The 24,827-nt window shown below is 60.8% G+C and carries 20 protein-coding genes and 1 tRNA gene; 13 read left to right on the top strand and 8 right to left on the bottom strand.

The window, feature by feature from the left end:
* Positions 1–2: 2 nt before the first annotated feature.
* Complete coding sequence (locus LQ220_RS09085) at positions 3–455, bottom strand: DUF3576 domain-containing protein (protein ID WP_230187964.1); 453 nt, start codon at positions 453–455, stop codon at positions 3–5.
* Between the two features lie 256 nt (positions 456–711).
* On the opposite strand from LQ220_RS09085, the gene LQ220_RS09080 reads away from it, so the two are divergent.
* The 6 genes from LQ220_RS09080 to LQ220_RS09055 all read left to right on the top strand — a co-directional run bounded on the left by LQ220_RS09080 (position 712) and on the right by LQ220_RS09055 (position 7,790).
* Positions 712–1,440 carry a hypothetical protein gene (locus LQ220_RS09080; RefSeq protein WP_230187963.1) on the top strand — a complete coding sequence of 243 codons (729 nt, stop codon included), beginning with the start codon at positions 712–714 and terminating at the stop codon, positions 1,438–1,440.
* A 113-nt stretch (positions 1,441–1,553) separates the two neighbouring features.
* Complete coding sequence (locus LQ220_RS09075; protein WP_230187962.1) at positions 1,554–1,715, top strand: hypothetical protein; 162 nt, start codon at positions 1,554–1,556, stop codon at positions 1,713–1,715.
* A 160-nt stretch (positions 1,716–1,875) separates the two neighbouring features.
* Positions 1,876–4,170 (top strand): glycosyltransferase family 4 protein, encoded by a 2,295-nt coding sequence (locus LQ220_RS09070; RefSeq protein ID WP_230187961.1) that lies wholly within the window; start codon positions 1,876–1,878, stop codon positions 4,168–4,170.
* Between the two features lie 16 nt (positions 4,171–4,186).
* The gene (locus tag LQ220_RS09065) at positions 4,187–5,470 is read left to right on the top strand and encodes a glycoside hydrolase family 130 protein (RefSeq protein WP_230187960.1); all 1,284 of its coding nucleotides are present in this window, start codon (positions 4,187–4,189) and stop codon (positions 5,468–5,470) included.
* A gap of 38 nt (positions 5,471–5,508) precedes the next feature.
* The gene (locus LQ220_RS09060; RefSeq protein WP_230187959.1) at positions 5,509–6,276 is read left to right on the top strand and encodes an ATP-binding cassette domain-containing protein; all 768 of its coding nucleotides are present in this window, start codon (positions 5,509–5,511) and stop codon (positions 6,274–6,276) included.
* Entirely contained in the window at positions 6,273–7,790 is a 1,518-nt protein-coding gene (locus tag LQ220_RS09055) for an ABC transporter permease/substrate-binding protein (RefSeq protein ID WP_230187958.1), read from the top strand. The genes LQ220_RS09060 and LQ220_RS09055 overlap by 4 nt, the downstream gene beginning before the upstream one ends.
* A gap of 4 nt (positions 7,791–7,794) precedes the next feature.
* Here LQ220_RS09055 and LQ220_RS09050 read toward each other — a convergent pair whose 3' ends face one another.
* On the bottom strand, positions 7,795–8,550 hold the full coding sequence (locus LQ220_RS09050) for a hypothetical protein (RefSeq protein ID WP_230187957.1): 756 nt from the start codon (positions 8,548–8,550) through the stop codon (positions 7,795–7,797).
* A 159-nt stretch (positions 8,551–8,709) separates the two neighbouring features.
* Between LQ220_RS09050 and LQ220_RS09045 the strand changes: the two genes are divergently transcribed.
* Both LQ220_RS09045 and LQ220_RS09040 read left to right on the top strand, forming a co-directional pair.
* Positions 8,710–10,326, top strand: a complete 1,617-nt coding sequence (locus LQ220_RS09045) for an alpha-amylase family glycosyl hydrolase (RefSeq protein ID WP_230187956.1) — start codon at positions 8,710–8,712, stop codon at positions 10,324–10,326.
* A gap of 1 nt (position 10,327) precedes the next feature.
* Positions 10,328–11,338, top strand: coding sequence for a glycosyltransferase family 4 protein (locus LQ220_RS09040; RefSeq protein WP_230187955.1), 1,011 nt, complete (start codon positions 10,328–10,330; stop codon positions 11,336–11,338).
* 62 nt (positions 11,339–11,400) lie between these two features.
* On the opposite strand, the gene LQ220_RS09035 is transcribed toward LQ220_RS09040, so the two are convergent.
* Positions 11,401–11,476, bottom strand: a tRNA-Val gene (locus tag LQ220_RS09035).
* A 144-nt stretch (positions 11,477–11,620) separates the two neighbouring features.
* Positions 11,621–12,526 (bottom strand): winged helix DNA-binding protein, encoded by a 906-nt coding sequence (locus LQ220_RS09030; protein WP_230187954.1) that lies wholly within the window; start codon positions 12,524–12,526, stop codon positions 11,621–11,623.
* 560 nt (positions 12,527–13,086) lie between these two features.
* Between LQ220_RS09030 and LQ220_RS09025 the strand changes: the two genes are divergently transcribed.
* Both LQ220_RS09025 and LQ220_RS09020 read left to right on the top strand, forming a co-directional pair.
* Positions 13,087–14,808, top strand: coding sequence for a DUF885 domain-containing protein (locus LQ220_RS09025; RefSeq protein WP_230188022.1), 1,722 nt, complete (start codon positions 13,087–13,089; stop codon positions 14,806–14,808).
* Positions 14,809–14,886: 78 nt separating this feature from the next.
* A complete protein-coding gene (locus LQ220_RS09020; protein WP_230187953.1) occupies positions 14,887–15,849 on the top strand; it encodes a retroviral-like aspartic protease family protein in 963 nt (320 codons plus the stop codon).
* Here LQ220_RS09020 and LQ220_RS09015 read toward each other — a convergent pair.
* A complete protein-coding gene (locus LQ220_RS09015; protein WP_230187952.1) occupies positions 15,817–16,689 on the bottom strand; it encodes a rhodanese-related sulfurtransferase in 873 nt (290 codons plus the stop codon). The two genes, LQ220_RS09020 and LQ220_RS09015, sit on opposite strands and share 33 nt — an antisense overlap.
* Before the next feature lie 42 nt (positions 16,690–16,731).
* Here LQ220_RS09015 and pdeM point away from each other — a divergent pair, with 42 nt between their 5' ends.
* Complete coding sequence (gene pdeM / locus LQ220_RS09010) at positions 16,732–17,433, top strand: ligase-associated DNA damage response endonuclease PdeM (RefSeq protein ID WP_230187951.1); 702 nt, start codon at positions 16,732–16,734, stop codon at positions 17,431–17,433.
* Between the two features lie 180 nt (positions 17,434–17,613).
* On the top strand, positions 17,614–20,460 hold the full coding sequence (locus LQ220_RS09005; protein WP_230187950.1) for a TonB-dependent receptor: 2,847 nt from the start codon (positions 17,614–17,616) through the stop codon (positions 20,458–20,460).
* Between the two features lie 57 nt (positions 20,461–20,517).
* Here LQ220_RS09005 and LQ220_RS09000 read toward each other — a convergent pair whose 3' ends face one another.
* Positions 20,518–21,204, bottom strand: a complete 687-nt coding sequence (locus LQ220_RS09000) for a YggS family pyridoxal phosphate-dependent enzyme (RefSeq protein WP_230187949.1) — start codon at positions 21,202–21,204, stop codon at positions 20,518–20,520.
* On the opposite strand from LQ220_RS09000, the gene LQ220_RS08995 reads away from it, so the two are divergent.
* A complete protein-coding gene (locus LQ220_RS08995; RefSeq protein WP_230187948.1) occupies positions 21,203–21,784 on the top strand; it encodes a thiamine phosphate synthase in 582 nt (193 codons plus the stop codon). The genes LQ220_RS09000 and LQ220_RS08995 overlap by 2 nt on opposite strands.
* Here the strand turns inward: LQ220_RS08995 and LQ220_RS08990 are convergent.
* Together LQ220_RS08990 and LQ220_RS08985 are read right to left on the bottom strand one after the other, a co-directional pair.
* Complete coding sequence (locus LQ220_RS08990) at positions 21,781–22,212, bottom strand: biopolymer transporter ExbD (RefSeq protein WP_230187947.1); 432 nt, start codon at positions 22,210–22,212, stop codon at positions 21,781–21,783. The genes LQ220_RS08995 and LQ220_RS08990 overlap by 4 nt on opposite strands.
* An 80-nt stretch (positions 22,213–22,292) precedes the next feature.
* Positions 22,293–24,704 (bottom strand): ligase-associated DNA damage response DEXH box helicase, encoded by a 2,412-nt coding sequence (locus LQ220_RS08985; RefSeq protein ID WP_230187946.1) that lies wholly within the window; start codon positions 24,702–24,704, stop codon positions 22,293–22,295.
* Between the last annotated feature and the right edge of the window lie 123 nt (positions 24,705–24,827).

Below are 24,827 nucleotides of genomic sequence, written 5' to 3'. Positions count from 1 at the left end.
GGTTATTGGCTGGTGATCGCCATGCGGCGAAGATCGCGGGCCTTGGTGAGGATGATTTCCTCCAGCTTCTGGACCGTGGCAGCCTGCAACGGCGCATCGACCCATTGTCCGCCCTGATTGACCTGACGGCTACCCGCGACGCGCAGGGCATCGGCGCGCAGATCCTGATCCAGAATCGTGACGGTCAGCTTCATGCGTTCGCTCGGCGAATTGGGGTTAGCGTACCAGTCGGTCACGATCACGCCGCCATTCGAATCGGTCTGCACCAGCGGCATGAACGACAGCGTTTCCAGGCTCGCACGCCACAAATAGCTGTTGACGCCAATGGTGGTGATCTTGGCGGCGGCCAGATCGGCCTTCGGGCGATCCTTCGATCCACCGCCACAGGCGGCCAGCGGCAGCGCCGCCATCAACACAATAGCCGTTGCACGCAAGCGGGCCGAAAGAGGGCGCATAAGCCTTGTCCTGTATAAATTCTGGAGCATTCGCGGCATCTATAGGGAAGATAGGGCGTGGAGCAAGCCTCCGTTTGTGTGTCGACCGCCAAAGGAATAGGGCGGTTCGATTGCTGCGGTGGCTCTAAGAAACGGGAATCTGTGTGAACTGTGCAACAGCAGGGTATAAAACGACTCCCGACCCTAGCCATTTCCGTTTCTGAAGTGTTATGTCGGTATTCAAGAATTTCTCGGGGCGGAAGAGTCGTTTAGGGTCATGGTGAGCAAGGGTGGATATCTGGGTTGGATGGGCGCAGCGGTCGCTGGCGTCACCATTGCCCTGTCCCCTGCGATGGGCGCGGCATCCGATCTGATCGCTGCGCGCAACCTTAACCCTGTGTCCCTGGGCAGCCTGGGTAGCATCGGTTCCTTTACCCCCGCCACCAAAGACCCGCGCTTGTCAGCCGCTTATGCCAGCGCCGTGATGAACGGCAGCGGCAAGAGCTTCCGTTTCACGCCGTCCAGCGGTTCGATGAGCGGTCGCCGCTCCATCACCGTATTGGTGCGCGCTGATGACGATCTGCCGGTACGGACCGACCGTACCTTGCCGTCGGTTGGCATTACACCTGTTGCGTTCAATCTGAACGTGTCGCGCGGCTGGCGCAAGTTTGCGTTGCCCGACTCGGTCGGTCGCAAGGCGCTCGATCCCATTCCGATGGAAACGCCGTCTGCAGCGCGCAACTTCTCGCTCGATCAGGGTAAGAAGAAGCAGCGGTTCAGCACCAATGTATTGATCGACGACAAGAACGAAGTCGGCACGACGGCTGTGACGCTGGGCGCGGAAAAGAACTACTCCGTCGATGTCGGCAGCTCCTACTCCCTGTCGCGCAACGTGAATGTGACCGCGGGCGTTCGGTATAACGGGCGCGCAAATCGCTTGGCACCGGTCACGGACGACCGTCAGGATGCGCAGGCCTTGTATCTCGGCACGATCTTCAAATTCTGATCTGTCCGACCTAATTCTACCATCGAAAATTTAATAGCCGCCTTGATACAGGTCAAAGCTGGCCTTGTTTTTGCGTGATATATTCCTCGGCGAATCCTGATAGGAGACACGTCGTGGCCAGTGATGCCGATCTTCAATATTATCAACGTCGCGCGATCGAAGAGCAGAAGCGCGCGGAAACCGCCGCCGATATCTGCGTCGCGCTCGTCCATCGTTCGCTTCAACGCGCCTATGAACGGAAAATGGCGGGCCAGAACATAATGTCTGCGATATAATTCGCACGATATTCGGTCTTAAAATGCCTTTAGTAGGCGCAGAACATTAAATAATTTCTTTGTTGCGATGCAACATGAAACTTTGCTTCCATACGGTCGTTGTGACATTGTGCAGATGCGGCTTTCGACAGCTCTGCACCCCCTTTTTTGAGGACGGCCGATGAACGAGATGTCATTCGACGCGCGTTTCGCGCGCGCGACGCCGACGCATGTGGCGCTTATTGGTAATGCGATGCCGCGCCGTTGTGGAATGGCCACCTTCACGAATCATTGTCGCGATGCCTTGTTCGGGCAGTTTCCGGATATCAAGATAGATCATTACGCCATGGATGACGGCCGGGCAGAGGTCGAATATCCCGATGACATCTACCTCATCGATGACAAGGATTCCCGGTCCTACGCCCGCGCCGCCCTGCATATCGAGGAAAGCGGCGCGGAGGCGATCTGGCTCCAGCATGAATTTGGTATTTTCGGCGGATCGGCGGGAGAGCTGATCCTGCATCTATTGGCGCGCACGCGGTTGCCGCTCGTCACGACTTTTCACACGATCCTTAAAAATCCGAACGCTGATGAGCGGCGCGTCATGGATCAGTTGCTGGCGCGCTCGCGTGACATCGTCGTGATGTCGGAACTGGGCCGGACGCTGTTGCAGCGCGTTTATGGCGTCGCCGATCATCGCATCAGTGTGATCCCGCATGGTGTGCCGGATCGCCCGCGCGTCGATGCAGACAGCATGAAGCCGCAGTTCGGCTGGGCCGGTCGTCAGGTCATCCTGACTTTCGGCCTGCTCGCGCCCGACAAAGGCATTCAGCACATGATCGAGGCGATGCCCGCCATTGTCGCGCAATGCCCCGGGGCACTGTATGTGGTCGTCGGCGCGACTCACCCCAACCTCATTCGGGAACAGGGCGAAAAGCTGCGCGAAGACCTTATTGCGCTGACACACAGCCTCGGCGTGGCGGACCATGTGCAATGGGTGGATGCTTATCAGGAGCAAGAAGAGCTTCTCGATCAGTTGCAGGCTGCCGACGTCTATGTGACGCCTTACACTAACCCTGCGCAGGTCACATCTGGCACGTTGAGCTATGCAGTAAGCATGGGCAAAGCGGTCGTTTCGACCCCCTATGTCCACGCCACCGAGATACTCGATGCGGATCATGGTATCCTCGTGCCGTTCCGCGACAGCGCCGCGATGGCGGAGGCGATCATTGGCCTGCTCACCGACGACGCGGCTCGCGAAGCTTATGGTCAGCGGGCCTATGCGCGGGGACGCAACATGTTGTGGCGCGAACTGGCCCGTCGCGTCGGCGATCTGCTGGTCGGGTCGGACGCCACGGCACCCGCCAAGCTGCCTATGCGGCGCAAGCAAGTGATATTGGAACCCGATCTTTCGGCGGTCCTGCGCATGAGCGACAGCACCGGCATTTTCCAGCACGGCATCCTCTCGGTGCCCGACCGTCGCCACGGCTATTGCATCGACGATAATGCCCGCGCGCTGTTGTTGATGACCCAAGTGCCTGCGATGGACGAGGAACTGCGCGACCGCTGGATCAGCACCTACGCAGCCTTCGTGCAGCATGCCTGGAATCCCGATAAGGGCCGTTTCCGCAACTTCATGGCCTTCGACCGGAGCTGGTGCGAAGACGAAGGCTCGGAAGACAGCAGTGGACGGGCAATGTGGGCGCTGGGCGTCACTGCCCGCGATGCCCCGCTCCCCAAGCATCGCGAATGGGCGCGGCATCTGTTCAACACTGCGATTGTCCCCATGCGCAGCGTCACGTCGCCGCGCGCGCAGGCCTTCGTGATGCTCGGTGCCAGTGCCATGCTGGAAGTCGAAGCCGATCATGTCGAAGCGAAGGGCGCGCTGGAAGATTTCGGCAACCATTTGCTCTTGCTGATTGCCGAAGCGCGTCGCCCTGCCTGGGTATGGTTCGAAACAGTCCTTGCGTATGACAATCCCCGCTTGCCCGAGGCCTTGCTCCGTGCGGGTGCCATGTTGGACAACGCGGCTTTCATTCAGTGCGGTCTCGACACGCTGGATTGGATCACGAAGCAGCAAACGGCACCGGCGGGTCACTTCCGTGCTGTCGGTTCGGAAAGCTTCGGCACGCCCTATGCGCCGCCCTTGCCCTTCGACCAGCAACCGCTGGAGGCGCAGGCGATGATCGACGCGGCAGACGCTGCGTTCGCTATCGATCCCGATAGCCGCTGGCTGGAATATGCGCAGATGGCCTATCGCTGGTATCTGGGCGACAACGACCTGTCCTTACCCTTGGCTACACGCAGCGACGGCGGTTGCTATGACGGCTTGACCCCCACGGGCGTCAACCGGAACCAGGGCGCGGAATCGCTGCTTGCGCTGCAATTGTCCTCCTGCGCGATGAACAGGATTTCCCAACGACAGGCAAACATGGCAATAGGGGCGGCCTTTGGGGATGAGATCATCCCCGCCTGACAATGGATGATCTCTTTTGCTCGAATGTCATACTTTGCCGCTGCGTCTTTATGCGGACGCCACCCGTGTTGTTGTGCGGCCGTTTCATCTGGGTTGGCAAAGCACCAAGGGTGGGCCTAGCCGTTCCCAGCGCATAGCGACCGAAGTCATCGGTTTCAGCGAAGAAACCGTTACCGAGCAACTGGCGCACGTTCTGCGCGATTTCGAAGCGCGGCATTGGCAGACGCGCCGGGTGTTTCGGACCCGCTACGAAGAAATTCGCGCGCAACTCGATCTGGACGACAGCGCCTTGTCCGAAGAACGGCGATTGCTGATCGGGGCTTATTTCTGCCACGAATATAGCTACGCCGCTGCCGCATTGATGAACCCCAGCGTGGTGTTGCACTACGATCAGAGCGGCATGGCCAAGGGAAGCTGCCGCATCATATTATCGCTGCGCGCCGTAGGCGAAGGGCACATCAGTTCCGTGGCGTTCCGGGAGGGCGTCATTACCACCGATGGCGAACTGCAACTCGCGCATCAACCGCCTTTCGCCACCGCCGCCGACGCTTATGGTGCCGAGGATGTGAAGCAGGAAGGGGTGGTGTCCGTATTCCGCCATCCCGACAGTACGGTATCCGGCACGGTGCTGTTCCCGATCACCGCTGCGCAGGCCAACGGTTTGGAGGATCTCCGCCTGGTGCAGTTCCATCATGACGACGGCATGGTCGAATGGCTGGGCACCTATACCGCGTATAACGGCCATGTGATCCAGTCCGAAATGCTGCGCACCCGCGACTTCCGGCGCTTCGACATGGTCCCGCTCACCGGCAGCGCCGCGCGCAACAAGGGCATGGCGCTTTTCCCGCGTAAGGTCGGCGGGAAATATATGATGATCGGACGACAGGATGGGGAGAATCTCTATCTCATCAAGTCCGATACGCTGACCCACTGGGACGAAGGCGAAAAGATACTCACCCCCCTCTATCCCTGGGAACTGGTGCAGATCGGCAATTGCGGCGCGCCTATCGAACTGGACGAAGGCTGGCTGCTGTTGACGCATGGCGTCGGCGCGATGCGCGAATATGCCATCGGCGCCGTGCTGCTGGACAAGGAAGACCCCTCCATCGTCCTGCGCCGCACACGGGCGCCGATATTGGGTGCAGGGGAAGGCGAACGCGAAGGCTACGTGCCCAACGTCGTCTACACCTGCGGCGCGATGAAGCATGGCGGCAATATCTTCATGCCCTATGGCGTCGCGGACAGCTCGGTGGCGTTCGCGTTCGTGCCGGTGCCGGAACTTCTGGCGCTGATGGATTAGGGGGAGGATCGTGCCGGTCCTCCTTCCGCGATAGCCAAGTGGGCAGGGAAGCCGGTCCGTCGATCCATCTCACCGATGTGACATTGCGCTTCGGCGATGTTCTGGCGCTGGACGATGTGCGCGTCACAATCGACGGCGGCAGCTTCGTTGCCTTGGTCGGCGCATCGGGTTCGGGCAAGTCCACCTTGCTGCGGTCGATCAACCGGCTGGTCCAACCAGACAGCGGCGTCGTTCAGTTGGACGGCCGATCCGTGTTGGAAGGTTCCGCTGTCGAACTGCGCCGAAAAATAGGCTATGTATTTCAAAATATTGGTCTTTTTCCGCATATGACGGTCGCCCAGAACATCGGCATCGGCTTGCGGATCGCCGGTGAATCGTTTTTCGCGTGTCGACTTATTGAACTGCTGACCCTCGTCGACTTGCCCGAAGACATCGGATCGCGGATGCCCGATCAGCTTTCGGGCGGACAGCGGCAGCGCGTCGGCGTGGCCCGCGCTCTGGCGACCGAACCGCATGTCCTGTTGATGGACGAACCCTTCGGCGCCCTCGATCCAGTGACCCGTGACGCCTTGGGCAAGCAGGTCCGCGCCCTGCACGACCGGCTGCGCCTCACCACCGTCATGGTGACGCATGACATGGCCGAAGCGCTGCTGCTCGCCGACCGCATCATGGTGATGGAGGCGGGCCGGATCGTCGCCGATGGCACACCCGCCGACCTGCTGGCCGGGAGGGGCGGAGCCGCCGCCGACGCGCTATTGGCCGTGCCGCGCGATCATGCCCGGCGACTGGCGGCGCTGGGCGCATGACCGATCTGCTCGCGCCTTTGGCAGCGCATGTGCAACTCGCCGCCGCCGCCTTGCTGCTCGGCCTGCTGATCGCCTTGCCGCTCACCCTCTGGGCGTCGCGCAACGCCCGCGTCGCGCAAATCGCTCTGGGTGCTGCCAGTCTGGTGCAGACCATCCCCGCGCTGGCGCTGCTGGCGTTGTTTTATCCGATCCTGCTCTGGCTGTCGGGATGGGTCGGCGGCGGTATCCCGGCGCTCGGCTTTCTGCCCGCCCTGCTGGCCCTCGCCCTCTACGCTGTCCTCCCGATCCTGCGGAACGGTGTGACGGGGCTGGCGAACCTCGATCCCGCCGTGCTGGAGGCTGCCGATGGCGTCGGCATGTCGGCGGGGCAAAAGCTGCGCTTGGTCGAACTGCCACTGGTCGCACCAGTGCTGATGGCGGGGATCAGGACAGCGGCCGTCTGGACCATCGGCGCGGCGACACTGTCCACCACCGTCGGCCAACCCAGCCTCGGCGATCCGATCTTCGCAGGGTTGCAGACGCAGAACTGGGCGCTGGTGCTGAAAGGCTGCGCCGCCGCCGCCGGACTGGCGCTCGTCACCGATATGCTACTCGCCTGGGCCGAACGCGGCATCCGCCAGCGCAAGCCTCGCCAGAGCTGGCTGGCCCTCGCAATTGTGTTTTCAGGTGTCGGCTTATCCTGCCTGCCCCTCCTGCACGCCGCCCCCCGACAAGTCGTGACCATCGGCGCCAAGAACTTCTCCGAGCAGTATATCCTTGCGCGCTTGATCGGATCGCGGCTGGAGGCAGCGGGCTACACCGTGCGCTATCGCGAAGGGCTTGGCTCCGCGGTCATCTACCGGTCGCTGGCGAGCGGCGATATCGACGTCTATGTCGATTATGCCGGAACGCTCTGGGCCAATGAAATGAAGCGAACCGACATCCTCCCACCCGCCAAAATGATCCCGGCCATCGACACATGGATGCAACGGACCAGTGGCGCGCATGTCCTCGGATCGTTGGGTTTCGAAAATGCCTATGTCTTCGCCATGCGCAGTACCGATGCGAAGGCGCGCCGGATCGCAACGCTGGCCGACTTGGCCCAAGCCTCCCCGCAGCTTCGCCTCGGCTCCGACCTGGAATTTCTGGAGCGGCCCGAATGGAAATCGGTCAAGGCGGCTTACCCGATGGCGTTCGCCCAATCGCGCGCCTTCAGCCCGACCTTCATGTATCGCGCCCTGCAGAGCGGCACCGTCGATGTCATATCGGCCTTTTCCTCAGACGGTCGCATAGCTGCTGACAAGCTGGCAGTGCTCAGGGATCCCAAAGGCGCCATCGCCCGCTATGACGCGCTGCTCCTGCTATCTCCGCGCCGCGCCAAGGATGACACCTTCGCCAAGGCTCTCCGACCGCTCATCGACAGTATCCCGGTCGAGAAGATGCAGAACGCCAACTATACCGTGGACCGCGACTCGGACAAGTTGACCCCGCAACAGGGCGCGCAGAAACTCGACGCCGCGATCCGCCGGAAATAAAGGCTCAGGGCGCGGCACCGCTTTCAGTATAGTCGATCCGGATACGCACCCACGCCCCGACCTGTGACTTGCCCCCGATACGCGGCGGACGAACGAGAAATTGCCACGCCGCCTGCCGCACCGCCCGCGCAAAGCCGGAACCGAGCGGCGATTCCCCCAGCGACTGGCAGTTTTCGACATGGAAATTCTCCACCGTCTTGCACGCCACCAGCCCCCAACCCGTGCGCGGCGCGTTGGATGGCAGATAGGTCGCCAATTCCGCATTAGTGGGCCGTCTGTACCAGTCGGCTTCGAACAGCGGTTCGCCGCCGGGACCTTCACCGGGACCATAAGTCGAGCTGCTGGTCTTGCCGCTGCCCGCTCCGGCGGAAGCCCCGCCGCCCTGTGTCGATGGCTTGTTGCCGATGTCGGCCGCTGCGTAATCCTGTCGGCTCATCTTGATGAAGGGCAGGTCCGGCGTCGGCGGCGTCTTTTCCACCACCGCAGCGGGGGGCCGGACGGTGGCGGGCACCGGCGGCGCGTCCTCACTGCTCTTATTCTTCGACTTTACCGGATTGGGTGCGGTCTTCGGCCCCGCCTCCGGCTCCGGCATCAACGTGAACGTGACCGGCATCCGATCCTCCAGCTTTTTCCGGATCGACGCTGGCCCCAGATTGAGCAGCAGGAACAGCAGCAGGAGATGCACCAGCAGCGTCAGCGCGAGGGCCGTGATCCGGCGTCGCGTTGCGGGGGTGGTATAAGAAGTCGATGCGGGGGGCATTGCGCGACTGCCTAGCCGCCGCAAAGGCGCGCGGCAATCCAGTGGCAACGGATTAAGTGTATCAAATCGTATCTAGCTGTACGCTTTGACTTCCCGTTGCAACGACCGCGCCTGCCGATCGTTGAGCGAGCAACTATCTGTCACAGATCGGACCCGCTCATGTCATCACCCACCTTATCAGGTGCGGTCGCGCACCATCCATGGTGGGAAAGCGGCGTAATCTATCAGGTCTATCCGCGCTCGTTTCAGGACAGCGACGGGGATGGCATCGGCGACCTTGCGGGTGTTTTGGCGCGCCTCGATTACATCGCGGCGTTGGGCGTGGACGCCATCTGGCTATCGCCCGTCTTTCCCTCACCCATGGCGGATTTCGGATATGATGTGGCCGACTATTGCGGCATCGACCCGATGTTCGGTGACCTTGCCGCGTTCGACAGCCTGCTGGCCGCAGCCCATGCGCGCGGGTTGAAACTCATTCTCGACTTTGTGCCGAACCATAGCTCCGACCAGCATCCCTGGTTCCTTGCAAGCCGATCATCGCGGGACGATCCCAAGCGCGACTGGTACATCTGGCGCGATCCTGCGCCGGGCGGTGGACCGCCGAACAACTGGATCAGCGATTTTGGCGGATCGGCTTGGGAATGGGATGCCCAAACCGGCCAATATTATCTCCACGCCTTCCTGAAGGAGCAACCGGACCTCAACTGGCGCAACCCGGCGCTGCGGGCAGCCATGATGGACGTCCTCCGGTTCTGGATGGATCGCGGCGTCGATGGCTTTCGCATCGACGTGCTCTGGCACATCGTCAAGGCTGAGGGACTGCCCGACAATCCCCCGAACCTCCATTGGACGTCTGCCCAGACCGAACGTGACAAGCTGATCCAGCGTCATTCCACGGACCAGCCCGAAGCCCACGCCATTTCAGCCGACATGCGCGCGCTTGCCGACAGCTATGGCGAGCGTGTCCTGATCGGCGAGATTTTCCTCCCCAACGACCGCCATGCCCGCTGGTACGGTACGCCGGATCGTCCGCAGGTGCATCTGCCTTTCAACTTTCAGTTGATCGAGAATGACTGGAACGCCGCGACGCTGACCCGCATCATTGCCGACTATGAGGCGTCGTTGCCGCCCTTCGGCTGGCCCAACTGGGTGATCGGCAGCCACGACGCGCCCCGCATTGCCGCGCGGATCGGCGAGGCGCAGGCGCGCGTCGCGGCCATGCTTCTCCTCACATTGCGGGGCACGCCGACGCTCTATCAGGGCGATGAGATCGGCATCGGTCCCGTCGATATCCCCCCGGACCGCATCCGCGATCCCCAGCATTGGCGACAGCCCACGCTCGATATCGGGCGCGATAGGTCGCGCACGCCGATGCCGTGGGACGCGTCCGCCAACGCAGGCTTCACGGCCGGCAAGCCCTGGTTGCCGCTCAACGCCGACTGGCCGGTGCGCAATGTGGACGCGCAATTGGCCGACCCGGATTCAATGCTGGCGCTCTACCGCGCCTTGATAGCCCTGCGCCGGGTCGCGCAAGCGCTGGCAATCGGCGGCATAGCGATCGCAGTTGGTGATAGCGACGTGCTGGCCTATGAGCGCTGGCATGACGATGACCGCCTGTTGATCGCCCTCAACCTTTGTGCCGAACCCCGACAACTGCTGTTGCCCGTCGGCGTCCGCATCGCGGAGGTGCTGGCTTCCACATTACCCTCCCACCCGATGGACGGGACGCTCCACGGGGATGAAGGGCTGGTCCTGCGCCTCGAACGGGATAACTGACATGAAGATCGCAATGCTTGCGCCCATCGCCTGGCGAACACCCCCGCGCCATTATGGTCCCTGGGAACTGGTGACGAGCCTTCTGACCGAGGCACTCGTTGCGCGTGACGTAGATGTCACCTTGTTCGCGACTCAGGACAGCATCACTTCCGCAAAGCTGGATGGCGTGGTCCCCGCCCCCTATTCCGAAGATCCGGCGATCGATGCCAAGGTCTGGGAATTTCGCCATCTCGCGCATCTGTTCGAGCAGGCCGGTAAGTTCGACCTCATCCACAATCAGGCCGATTTCCCCGCCCATGCTTTTTCCGGACTTGTCGATACGCCCATCGTCACAACCATTCATGGCTTTTCGTCGGACCGCATCCTGCCGATGTATGCGCCTTTTCAGCATCGCGTTCACTATGTCGCGATCAGCGATGCGGACCGTCACCCGGACTTGCGCTACGCCGCCACGATCCACCACGGCATCCCGATCGACGATTTCACCTTCAATCCTGACGGCGGAGACGGCCTTCTGTTTTTCGGGCGCATTCATCCTGACAAGGGGGCCAAGGAAGCCATAGTGGTCGCCCAGGCGGCCAACCGATCGCTCGACCTCTATGGCATCGTTCAGGACGAAGGCTATTATGAACGGGAGATCGTCCCTTCTGTCGATGGCGACATTGTCCGTTATCATGGCGCGGTCGGAGGGGCGGCGCGCAGAGAGGCGCTCGGTTCGGCACAGGCGCTGCTTCACCTGATCAATTTCGATGAGCCTTTCGGACTATCCGTGATCGAAGCGATGGCATCGGGCACCCCCGTCATCGCGACGAACCGGGGTTCCATGCCCGAATTGATCGAGCATGGTGTCAACGGCTTCCTCGTCGATGACATCCACGGTGCGCTCCGAGCAATCGATCGTCTGGATGAGATCGACCGTGCTCAGGTCCGCAAAACCGTGGCCGACCGCTTCTCGATAGAGCGCATGGCGGACGCCTATATCGACCTGTACCGGCGCATACTCGGGGCATGACCACAGCCACACGCCCGGCGCATCTGTGTATCTGCTAAGGGATTAGGCGGGATATGGGGAGGTGGTGGGCGATGACGGGCTCGAACCGCCGACATTCTCGGTGTAAACGAGACGCTCTACCAACTGAGCTAATCGCCCCCTTTTCAGGGTGGATCGGACATCTAGGTCGTTTTGGTCAAAGGTCAAGCCACATTGACCGCTATCCGGGAACATTCCTGATAACATATGATCGACTGATTTCGTAATCCCCCTTCGAAAACAGCCTCGGCGCGCTTTGGGTGTTTAGTCCAACCCCTCGCGCGTCAGGCTGCGTGTAGTGGAATACCAACGATGTATCGCGCTTGCAGATTGGTCTGATAAAGCAATGAACACCCGCCGGCCGTCATGCGGATCCGGGCGACGTTCGACGATGCCCCGATCGGTCAGGTGGCGTATCCATCGCAGCGCGGTCGTTGGCGGAACGGCGGAGGCAATGCACAGGCTGGATACGGACACGCGCTCTCCCGACAGGCGCGCTGCCATCAGGTCCAGCATCATATCCCACGCCGGATCGGCAAACAGCTCCTCCCCGAAAAACTCATCGCGCAAACGCCGCGATCGTAACAGTGCGCGGACGGTTGCAGCGGTCAGGGTATCGTCCTGATCGCGCAGCGGCATGTTCCGCCCTGCCGATTGCAAGGGCCATTCTCGACCGGAGTGCATGGTCGCTACCGGTTTGCCGGAACGATGATGGGGTAGCGCGTCTTGTGCGCTGTCGTGCATGTCGCCGTTTTCAGCGTCTCCGCCATTGTAGCGGAGCTTGTCCAGCCTGCGCGCCAGTTGCTCCACTTCTTCGCTCAGCTTCTGGAGTTGCGCGTAATCGCGTTCCTTCCCGCTATCCTGCAAGCTGGGCGAAACACCCGTGCGATGTACCGCCTGGCCTAACGCGGACTCCCAATCCGTTTCGACCGGATCGAACATCCACTGCACGGCCGCCTCTATCGGTGTGCAGAATCCGAGGTCTGCAAAGGCGGCATCGAGCGTATGGGCGTTTGTCGCGATCACGAGTGCGGCACGGTTGTCACGAACCAGCGCCACCACCGAAGGAAGCAAACCGGGTAAGGCGCCATCGGGATGCGCGCAATCGATGGCCACTACATCCACATCGACGATGCGCGGCAACCGCACGATCGCTTCCTTTTCGGTCATGCATCCAATGCACCGCGCGCCAGCGGCTTCCGCCATGGCACGTAGCCGGGGCTGTACTGCATTGCGCCCGATGATCAGAAGGGATGGTCGCTTATCTTGCATCCAATCCGGGGCAAAGCTGGAAACGGTTGCTGCCCGATGATGTATTGCCGATGTTTCGGATGCATTTCGTTGCAATGCCATCATCTGCCGCCCCATAAACCACCTCCATGCTCACCTGCTTTATAACTCTAAGGGAAGAATCCGTTTTAGTTCCGCACGCATTCCTCGGTTTTGGAGGTAATTCAAAAAGTTGCGCACAGAGTGCCTCCCTACGCCGCAAAAGCGGCGAACTGCCATGAGCGACCACAACCGTAATGGATCATTCTCTATGAATGTTCTTTATATGTTCTGGCGCTAAGTGTCTAGTCTGGAGCTGGATGGCCCTGATTTTCTGCCTTGCATCTGAATTCGATATCCCGGCACTATCGCGACGGTCGACAGTGCGGAGGGGCAAGACGGTGCATATTCTTTCCAAGTCCATATTGGCAGTTTCCCTGTTGTGCGCCGCACCGTCCGCATTGGCGCAACAGGGGCAGGTGCGACCCGAAGCGGCTTCGCAGCGCTTGCAGTCGGTCATCGACGATCACTGGAAATGGTGGCTTTCTGCTCATCCGTTCGATGCGACGGCTTTGGGAGTGCGGGACTATGACGCGCAGGTGCCGGATATCTCTTTGGCCGCGAGAGACCGTGATGCCGCAGCGGAACAGGTGTTGCTCGACAGGTTGAACGCTATTCCAGATGCCGACCTGGCACCGTCAGAGCGTACCAACAAAGGCGTGTTGCGATTCATGCTGGCGGAGGATGTGGAAGACAATCGGCACGGCGCACGCATGATGCTGTTCACGACCTATTATGGCTGGCATCAAAGCTTTGCCGGGCTGGGCGACAATCTGCCCTTTGCCACGCGCGCGGACTATGAAAGCTATCTGGCTCGTCTGGCGCAATATCCGCAGTTCAACGATCAGGCCCTGACGATCACGCGGCAGGCAGTGCAAAAGGGCTATGTTCAGCCCTGCTCGGTACTGGGCGGCTTTGAAAAGACGATCAGCGGCGCGGTTGCCGGACCGCCGGAGGATACGCGCTTTTACGGGCCGTTCCGCCGTACCCGCCCACGCGACATGAGCGCTGCGGAGTGGACCGCCATGCAGGCCCGCGCAACGGCGCTAATCCGCGATGTACTGACGCCCGAATATGAGAAATTCCGTGCATATTTTGTGTCCGGCTATCTTCCCAAATGCCGCAAGGCCGATGGTGCAGCGGCTCTTCCGGGCGGAGCGGCCTGGTACGCTGCGCGTGTGAAGGCGCATACGACCACCGATCTGACGCCTGAGCAAATTCACCAGATCGGCCTGAAGGAAGTGGCGCGTATCCGTGCGCGCATGAACGAAACGGCAAAGGCTGCAGGCTTCCCGACCCGTGAAGCCTTCATCGCGAGCCTGCGCACCGATCCGAAATATTATGCCAAAACGCCGCAGGAATTGCTCAATGCAGCCGCATGGCAGGCGAAGGTCATCGACGGCCTGATGCCGCGCTATTTCGGGCGGCTGCCACGTTTGCCTTATGGGGTCCGCGCTATCCCTGCCGAAATCGCGGAGACCACGACGACCGCGTATTACAACCCTGGTTCGCCGCAGAGCGGGATTGCCGGCACCTATTATGTCAATACGTCGAAACTTGATCAGCGGCCGTTGTGGGAATTGCCCGCGCTGACGGCGCATGAGTCCGTGCCGGGTCACCATAATCAGATCGCGCTTCAGCAGGAACTGGATCTTGCACCGTTCCGCAAAAGCGCGGCGGGGTTCACAGCCTTCGTGGAGGGCTGGGGGCTGTATACCGAATATCTGGGTGAGGAGATGGGGCTGTACGATACGCCCGAAAAGATGATGGGGCGCTTGTCGTACGAAATGTGGCGAGCTTGCCGTCTGGTGGTGGATACTGGCCTGCATGCCAAGGGCTGGGACAAGGCGAAAGCGGTGGCGTTCATGACCGACAACACCGCGCTCAGCGCAGCGAATATCGACGCGGAGGTCAACCGTTACATCAGTTGGCCGGGGCAGGCACTTGGCTATAAGATCGGCGAGATCCGCATCCGCGAACTGCGGGAAAAGGCGGAAAAGGCGCTCGGGCCAAAGTTCGTGCTATCGCGCTTTCACGATGCCGTGCTGGCGCAGGGGGCAGTGCCATTGGATGTGCTGAACGCGCAGATTGACGAGTGGATTGCGACTGAAAAGGCGAAATAGCGTCGACGTGCTTGCGTTGAGAGCGACCCTGAACTGTGTTATGCTGCTCACACAATAAAATGAAGTGGGAGAGCAGCGATGTCGGGATTGCGGCACACTATGATGGGGCTGCTCGTTGCGGTCGCTCCTGCTGCCGCTTTGGCGCAGGTCGCTGGCACCGCCTCACTCGATCCCGCCGAGCCGCCTGCAGTCGTGCAGACGACCAACGACCCCGACAATCGCGTCAGCATCCCCATCCGCATAGACGATAAAGGGCCCTATGCGTTCATAGTCGATACCGGATCGCAGCGCACTGTCGTGTCCCGCGAGCTTGCCGATCGGCTCGCTCTTGTCGCCGACGTGCAGGTCAGGGTGTTGAGCATGACCGGCACGACCAATGTCGACACGGTAACCGTGCCGCGTCTGTCTTTCGGTACGACATATGTAAACGACATTCAGGCGCCGGTCTTTTCCGGCGAACATCTGGGTGCCGAGGGACTATTGGGGCTGGACGGGCTGCAGTCCAAACGCCTGGTCCTCAATTTCCGTACCGGCCGCATGGAAATTGGACCGACGCGGCACCGCAAGGCTAAGGACGAACCCGACGCCATTGTGGTGACTGCGCGCAGCAAGCTGGGGCAGTTGATATTGCTCGATTCCCATGCGGAAGGGCAGCGTGTGAACGTCATTCTGGACACCGGCACGGAATATAGTGTGGGGAATGCTGCCTTGCTCAAGCGTCTGACTCGCAAGCAGAAGGGCCGCTTTTCGGGTACCGCGACGATGATGAGCGTGTCGGGACATACGATCACCGGGCAATGGGGCGTGATGCGTAAATTGAAGATGGGCAATCTGACCATGACCGATGTACCGATCATGTTTGCCGATGCTGCCCCTTTTGCTGAATTGGGATTGTCGGAGAAACCCGCGCTCCTCCTCGGTATCAATGCCCTCCGCGCATTTCAGCGCGTTGCCATCGACTTCGGCGCCAAGCGCGTGGACTTTCTGCTGCCCGATCAGGGCGCGCTTTCAGGGCAGCAACTCGCCGCGCTTAACCCCTGATCGATTGCCGCAATCATGCGCTGCGCCCTCTGGAAAGGCAGCGCCGCAAGATTGGCACAGGCTATGCGTGCCAGGCTGCAACCCGTGCCCCACCGATACGCGGTCGTCGAATACGAAGCATTCGCCATGCCAGAGGCTCTGCTCCTCCGGCACTTCCTCCAGATACCGCAATATCCCGCCATTAAGGTGATATACGTCTCCTAGGCCTTGCACCCGGGCATAGGCCGTCGACTTTTCGCACCGTATGCCGCCGGTGCAGAACATGGCGATTTTCGGGCTACGCCCCTGTGCCGCCAGCTCCGCCGAAAACGCATCGAACCATGCCGGAAACTCTCGGAACGACCGCGTTCCCGGATCGACCGCGCCTTCGAATGTCCCAATCGAAACTTCATAAACATTGCGCGTATCGATCACGACCGTGTCAGGATCGGCGATCAGCGCGTTCCAGTCTTGCGGATCGACGTAGATGCCGGCCTGCCGCGCGGGGTCGAGGTTACCTTGGCGCATGGTCACGATTTCCTGCTTCACGCGCACCTTCATGCGACCGAAGGGCATAACGTCTGTCTGCGCATATTTGACGTCGAGCGCCGCACAGTCGGGCAAGCCGCGAATATGGGTCAGAACCTGTGCAATCCCGTCCTTTGGGCCGGCAATCGTGCCGTTGATGCCTTCCTTCGCCAACAGCAGCGTGCCGCGGATGCCCCCCGCTTCGCACACGGCCAGCAGCGGCTCACGCAAGGCTGTTGGATCGGAAAAGTGCGCGAACCGGTATAAGGCTGCGACGGTAAGCGGTTCAGGGTTTTGCGATGGATCGAGCATATCGGCCCTATAATCCCGCATCCCGCCAGTTGAAAGCCCATGCCGCACAGCGCATAGAGGGGCATGGTTCCCCTTTCGTTCGCCGGTCACACACTGCACGCTTTGCCTCAGGCTGCCCTGTACTGGCCTGCGCGCAAGGCGCTGCTGGTGGCCGATCTGCACTTTGAAAAGGCGAGCTGGTATGCCCGGTCGGGGCAGATGCTGCCGCCTTATGACAGCATGGCAACGCTTCATGCCGTCGAGCGACTTGTCGCCGATACCGGCGCGGAGGAGCTTTGGTGTCTGGGCGACAGCTTCCACGACAGCCATGGGCCCGCCCGTCTCCCTGCCGATGTTCGCGCACGTCTGGTCGCGCTGACATCGACACTTCGGTGGATTTGGGTGACGGGCAATCACGATGTTGCCATGACAGAGTCGGTGCACTTTGCGGCGCTGGGCGGGCAAGTCGTTACTGAAGCCATAGTGGACGGTATCGTGTTGCGGCATGAAGCCAGCAGCGAAGACCCGCGCCCGGAAATATCGGGACACTATCATCCCAAGCTGCGGATGTCATTTCGTGGACGGAACGTGGCCCGTCCCTGTTTCGTCAAAGGCGCTGGCAAGATGATCCTGCCCGCGTTCGGTGCGCTGACCGGCGGGCTTGACGCCGGGCATGCACAGATTCGGAAATTGGTCGGCGATACCGGTGAAGCGCTGGTGCCTCTGAACGGCCAATTACTGCGCTTTCCGCTGCTCTCGCCGCAGCTTTGTCGTCGCACCGCTTAAGGCACGTAAAGGTGACGGTACGGAAAGCTCAGGCTGTTGCAATGCAGCATCGCTGACTGTTGCATAAGCGCCGCATTTTCCTGAAAACACAGGGCTGTATTGCTATGCGGCCTTATAAATCCTACGATTATCCTGACGATCGACGTGGTAACATAGCCACGCAGTTAGAGAGGGTGTCCCATGAACAAAAAGCCTTGGTTGCAAACTGCGAGCGCCGTAGCGCTCATCGCCATCGCTGCGGTCCCTGCTTATGCGCAGGAAGCTGTTGCGCAAAATTCGGATGCTGCGCCCCAGGCTGAACCGACGGGTAATGAAAGCGACATCATCGTTACGGCTACGCGCCGCGCCAGCCCGTTGTCTGACGTGCCGATCGCTGTGTCGGCGGTTACGGCGCAGTCACTGCAGAACAGCGGCGCCAGCGACATCCGTCAACTCAACCAGCTTGCACCATCCTTGCTGGTGTCGTCGACCGGCTCCGAAGCCAATGGCTCGGCACGCATTCGTGGCATCGGCACCGTCGGCGATAATCCCGGTCTCGAAAGCTCGGTCGCTGTGTTCATCGACGGCGTGTATCGGTCGCGTACCGGCGCTGGCCTCAACGAACTTGGAGAGATCGAGCGGGTCGAAGTGCTGCGCGGACCGCAAGGCACGCTGTTTGGCCGCAATGCTTCTGCAGGTCTGCTCAACATCGTCAGCAAGAAGCCCGAATTCAAGCTGGGCGGCAGTGGCGAGATCACATACGGTAATTACGATTACTGGCGTCTGGCCGGCCGCATCACCGGCCCGATCACCGATACGCTGGCAGTCAGCCTCGACGGTGTCCTGTCGAAGCGTGACGGCTTTTACGATCTGATCGACAGGACGGGCAACAAGGTTGGCGATACCAACGATCGCGACCGCTATTTCCTGCGTGGGCAGATGCTGTTCGAACCCACCGATGCCCTGTCGGTGCGTTTGATCGGCGACTATACCAACCGCGACGAAAGCTGCTGCGGCGCTGCCTATATCGAAACGCGCGAACGCCGTCCCGCTTCTGGTGGAGAGACATATAGCGTTGCGCCGTTCAACAGGATCGTATCGATCCTGCAGGGACAGGGCGCCGTATTTCCCGCCGATCCCTATGATCGCGAACTCAGCATCACACCCGGCCGCGAATATGTCAGCAAGCTGAAGGATTGGGGCGTTTCAGGCGAAATCAACTATGACTTCGGCGGCGCAACGCTGACCAGCATTACGGCCTATCGCGACTATAAGAGCAAGGATTATGGCGATTACGACTACGGCACTGCCGATCTGCTCTACCGCGATCCCGGTACGTTCCGTCAGTTCAAGACGTTTACGCAGGAATTGCGTCTGCAGGGATCGGCTTTCAGCGACAAGCTCGACTGGCTTGTCGGCGGCTATTTCGCCAATGAAAAGCTGACACTGCGGGATAATATTCGCTTCGGTGCCGATTACGGGCGCTTTGCGGCCTGCCGCCTGATGGCGGGCTCAGGTGTGAACAGCAACTTCACGGCGGGACAGCTTGCGGCCTGCTCCAGCGGCGCAGCGACTACGCCGCTGATTGCCGCCACGCAGGGCAATCTGAACACCGGGCTGAACGCTGCATTCCTTAACGCGGGCCTTCCTGCAGGCACTGCGGCTGCACAGGCTGGCGCCATTTCGACGGGTTTGGGCAACGGCCTTAGGGCGTTGGCAGCTATCCCCAACGGTGCTGGCGATGTCGACAACCGCTACTATCAGAACAGCCGCAACTGGGCGCTCTTCACGCACAATATCGTGCATTTGACCGATCGGGTCGATCTGACCATCGGCGTGCGTTACACCCGTGAGCGCAAGAAGTTCTCGGCGGACCTCAATAACAACAATGCGACCTGTGCTGCGTTGCAATCCTCCAGCCTGCCTGCGGTGGCGATCAACCCGGCCCTGGGCAGTGCGCAGGCGCTTGCCGGTGGTATCCTGACGCTGGGGTGCCTGGGTAATAGCAGCACGACACTTAATGCTCTGGACCTCAACGACAGCTTCAGCGACGGTGAATTCTCGGGCACGGGCGTTCTTTCCTGGAAGCCCACCAACAACCTCCTGACCTATGCCAGCTATTCGAAGGGCTACAAGGCTGGCGGTTTTAACCTCGATCGCTTCCAGTTAGGAACGACCGGCGTAAACCCGGTTCCAGCCGTGTTCTCTCCCCGCTCCAATGCCGACGTGACGTCGCTTCGCTTCGACGCGGAGAAGGTCGATGCCTACGAACTGGGTATCAAGTTCAGCCAGCCCAAATGGAGCATCAACGTCGCGGCGTTCCGGCAGGAGTTCAAGAACTTCCAGTTGAACACGTTTAACGGCACCGGGTTCGTCGTGCAGAACATCAACGGCTGCGGCAGCGATCTGACGGCAGGATCGCCAGCAGCGGGCGGTGGCCGTTGCGATAGCGGCGATGTGAAGCCGGGCCTGATCAGCCAGGGTGTCGAACTGGAAATGACCGCTTCGCCAGCACGCAATCTGCGTTTGACGGGTGGCTTTACCTACGCGCGTGCAAAATATGCCAACCGCCTCGTCGGTAGCTCCAATGGTCAGGTGCCGCTCGACCCGGCATTGTTCCTGCTGCCCGGCAGCATCAACTCGAACGCTCCGGAACTCGTGACGACAGCGAGCGTCGCCTGGACCCCGGACATCGGCACAAGCGGTCTTTCGGCCTTGTTCTATGTCGATGGCCGCATGACCAGCGACTACAATACCGGGTCCGATCTGTTCCCCGAAAAGGGCCAGGACGGTTTTGCGATCTTCAATGCGCGTGTCGGCTTAAGGGGCAAGAATCAGGCCTGGGCCGTGGAATTCTGGGGACAGAACATCTTCAACAAGGACTATACGCAGGTTGCCTTCAGCAGCCCGCTACAGTCAAGCAGCCCTTCGACATCCAGTGTCGGTCAGTTCGGGCGGGTATCGGGCGCTGTCATGGCGAACCAGTTGATCTCCGCGTATCTCGCCGAACCGCGCACCTACGGGGTTACCCTTCGCGGGAAGTTCTAATCGTCTGATCGGTGCAAATAAAGGCCCGCTCCACCGCATGATGGGGCGGGCCTTTTACTATGCGACAGGCCGTCCGCCGAAGAGCGCCGTGCCGACACGCACATGCGTTGCGCCCAGCATGATTGCGGTCTCATAATCGCTCGACATGCCCATGGAGAGGCCAGCCAGCCCTTCCTCCTGCGCGAGCTTCGCCAGCAATGCGAAATAGGGCGCTGCTTCGACATCCGCAGGCGGCACGCACATCAGGCCGAGCAGCGGTACATCCGCGGCGCGTGCCTGCGCGATCAGTCCAGGGACTTCCCCGATCGGGCATCCACCCTTCTGGGCCTCCGCGCCGATATTGACCTGCACGAAACAGGGCACCTGCTTGCCCGCTTTATCCATCGCCTTGGCAAGTGCGGTCAGCAGGGAAGGCCGATCCAACGAATGGATCGCATCGAACAGGGCAACCGCCTCGTCGGCCTTGTTCGATTGCAACTGGCCAACGAGATGCAGGGTGATATCGGGTGTATCGGTACGCAAGGCAGGCCATTTGCCCTGTGCCTCCTGCACGCGGTTTTCTCCAAACACACGCTGTCCCGCCGCGATCAGCGGCGTGATTTCCGCCGCGTTATGGGTCTTCGACACGGCGATGAGGGTGACATCCTGCGCCGTACGTCCGGTGAGGGCTGCGGCGCGAACGATGTCGTTGCGGACAGTCGCGAGCCGCGTTGCGGCATCGACAGAAGAAGTGGCAGAGGTCATGGCGCTTGCTATAAGCCTGCCCATGCCAGCGCGTCACTGCAAAAAATCCCTGCCGACGCTTTGGTTGATGACCGACGAGCGGATTGGCACTGACGCCCTGATGAAAGCGCTGCACCATCTGCCGCGCGGTGCGGGCGTCGTGTTTCGCCACTACGGGCTGAAACGCAAATCCCGGCGCAGGCTGTTCGACAATGTACGCGCAGTTACGCGCAGGCGTCGGCTTTTATTGCTCCTGGCCGACGACGCCCGGACCGCGCGCGCATGGAAGGCTGACGGATGGCATGGGCGGTCGCAAGGCCCGGACACTCTGATCCATAGCGCCCCTGCCCATAATGTACCGGAAATGCGAAGCGCTGAGCAGTCCGGCGCGGACATCCTGTTTGTCTCGCCCGTCTTTCCAACACGCTCGCATCCCGGATCCCGCACACTGGGTCGTGTGCGTTTTGCCATGTTGGCGCGACAGGCCAATCGACCCGTCATCGCCTTGGGCGGTATGACGGCAAGTCGCTGGCGCGGATTGCACCCATCCTGCGCTAAAGGATGGGCAGCAATTGATGGGTGGCTAGAGTGCGCCGGTTAAAACGCTGCATAGTCCTCATTACCCACGAAACCCATGTGCGTGACACCAGCGCGGCGAATATCGGCCAGCACTTCGTCAACTGTGACATAGCGTGTCCGAGCATCGGGCTGGAATTGCAGTTCAGGCTCCACCGGAAGCATCATCGTCCGATTGAGATAGCGCCGCAACGTCAGCCGGTCGATCGCCGCGCCGTTCCAGCGGATCGTGTCGGTTGCATCGATAGTCAGTCGGTTCTTCAGCGTGTTGACGGGATCAAGCACCGACTCTGTAGGTTTTTGCGGTAGGTCCACGCGGATGCCATGAGTCTGCATCGGAATGGTGATGATGAACATGATCAGCAAAACCAGCATCACATCGATGAGCGGCGTAGTGTTCATGTCACTGACCGGCTCTTCGCCATGTCCAACCGCTTTTACAAACGCAGTCATCCCACCCTCCCACATAATGTTATACCATAACAATATTCCTTACTCTTGGCGGTTGGCAAGTGGATTTTAACCGTCTGCCTCTATTCCGTCCGCATTGCCTCGCGCACCAATGCCTCCGCTTCGACCAGCAAGGCATCCTCCGTCGCGCGACTCCCCACCGCCTCGCGACCCATCAGGATCAGGGTGGGTACGGCAAGCGGACTGACGCGGTCCAGCGTGATATGCAGCATCGTATCGGCCGCCCGGTCGATCAGATCGCCTAGCCGACCCACATCGGTCATGCGCGCGCGGGCATCGGCCCATGCGGCATCCATCAGCATATGGTCGGGCTCATATTTGCGGAGCACATCGTAGATAAGATCGGTCGAAAACGTCACCTGTCGCCCCGTCTTGCGTTTGCCCGGATGCTGCCGCTCGATCAGGCCACTGATGACCGCCACATCGCGGAACGCCCGCTTGAGCAGGCTCGATTGCTCCACCCACTCGACGAACTCGTCCGTCAGGATATCGCGCGTGAACAGGCTGCGTGGGTCTGTGACGGGTTTCAGGCTGTTGATCGCCAGCGCATAGTCGTTCGCCACGAAGCCGACAGGCATCAGTCCCTGCGCCTCCATACGGCGGGTCAGCAGCATTCCCAGCGATTGATGCGCATTCCATCCTTCGAAGCTGTAGCAGATGAGATATTCGCGACCTTCATGCGGGAAGGTCTCGACCAGCAATTGTCCTGGCTGGGGGAGGGCGGAGCGTAGCAGTTGCGTTTCCAGCCACTCATGAACGTCGGGCGGAAAGCGATGCCATTGGTCAGGGGAGGCCAAAAATTCACGAACCCTGTCGGCCAGCCGCGTCGACATCGCCATGCGCGTTCCACCCCAACTGGGGATGCGCGCCGGACGACTGGTCGCGCGGACGATCAGATCGGTGGTATCCATCTTCACGACTTCCAGCGCCGTTCCCGAAAAGAAGAAACAGTCGCGCGGTGCCAGTTGCGCGGCAAAGCCTTCCTCGACCGTACCCAGCGTTCGCCCGTTGGCAAAGCGCACGTTCAGTACAGGCTGATCGACGATGATGCCTGCGTTCAGCCGATGCTGCGCGATGAATTGCGGATGGGCCACGCGCCATTGCCCGTCAGGATCCTTCACCAGCCGTTTGAACCGGTCATAGGCTTTCAGCGCATATCCGCCGCCTTCGATGAAGGAGAGGACGCGCGCAAATTCCTCTGCGGTCAACGCACTATAGGGGAGGGCGGACCGTATCTCCTCCAGCATCGCTGCTTCCTGAAACGGTCCGGCACAGGCGACACCCATGATGTGCTGCGCAAGGACATCCAGCGCACCGGGGCGAAAATCGTCGGCATCGCGTTCGCCCGCTTCGACGGCGTCGAGCGCCGCACGCGCTTCGAGATATTCGAATCGATTGCCGGGGATCACGATCGCTTCGCTCGGCGTGTCGAGCCGGTGGTTGGCGCGCCCGATCCTTTGCAGCAATCGTGAGCTGCCTTTGGGGGCGCCCATCTGAATCACGCAGTCCACATCGCCCCAGTCGACACCCAGGTCCAGTGATGCTGTCGCCACAAGCGCGCGAAGTTTACCGGCGGCCATCGCATTTTCCACCTTGCGCCGTGCTTCTCGCGACAAACTGCCGTGGTGGATACCGATGGGAAGATTGTCGTCGTTGGCGGACCACAGTTCCTGAAAGATCAGTTCCGCCAATCCGCGCGTATTGCAGAATACCAGCGTCGTGCGGCGTTTCTTGATTTCCGCCATGACTTGGGTGGCGGCGTACTTCCCCGAATGACCGGACCACGGCACGCGGCCCTCGGGGATCAGTATGTCGATGACGGGGTCGGCACCTTGCTCGCCGATCACCGTTTCGACAGTGTTGATGTCGCCATCGGGTGCAAGCCAGGCGCGGTAGGCGTCGACGTCGGCCACCGTCGCGGACAAGGCGACACGCCGCAAAGCGGGATGGATGGTCTGCAGCCGCGCCATGCACAGAGCCAGCAGGTCGCCGCGCTTTTGCGTTGCGAAGGCATGGACCTCATCGACGATGACGGTTTTGAGATTGGTGAACAACAGCGCGGCGTCGGGATAGCTCAATAAAAGCGAGAGCGATTCCGGCGTGGTCAGCAATATGTGCGGTGGCCGCACCCGCTGGCGTGCCTTCCGGTCGCTGGGGGTGTCGCCCGTTCGTGTCTCGACGCGGATCGGCAAATCCATTTCGTCGATTGGCGTCAGCAAATTCCTCTGGACGTCAACAGCCAGCGCCTTGAGCGGGGATACATACAAGGTGTGCAGCCCGACATGCTGCGTTTCGATGAGATCCGCCAACACGGGCAGAAACCCGGCAAGAGTCTTGCCAGCGCCGGTGGGTGCGACAAGCAGCGCATGCTGTCCAGTCTCCGCCGCGGCCAGCATGTCACGCTGATGGCGTCGAGGGGACCATCCACGCGCAGCGAACCAGTCGTTCAAAGCGGCGGGAAGTGCGGAAGCCATCCACGGATATAGGTATCGATTGGCCAACACCACAACAGTACCATCGCCAAACAAAAAAAGGCCGCCCCGAAGGACGGCCTGAAAGTTTTAGGAGAGGATGCCTGAAAGGCCTGATCGTTGTGC

Origin of the sequence: Sphingobium sp. CECT 9361, from assembly GCF_918741285.1 — a bacterium.
Classification (GTDB): Bacteria; Pseudomonadota; Alphaproteobacteria; order Sphingomonadales; family Sphingomonadaceae; genus Sphingobium.
This window is presented reverse-complemented; position numbering and strand designations above follow the sequence as displayed.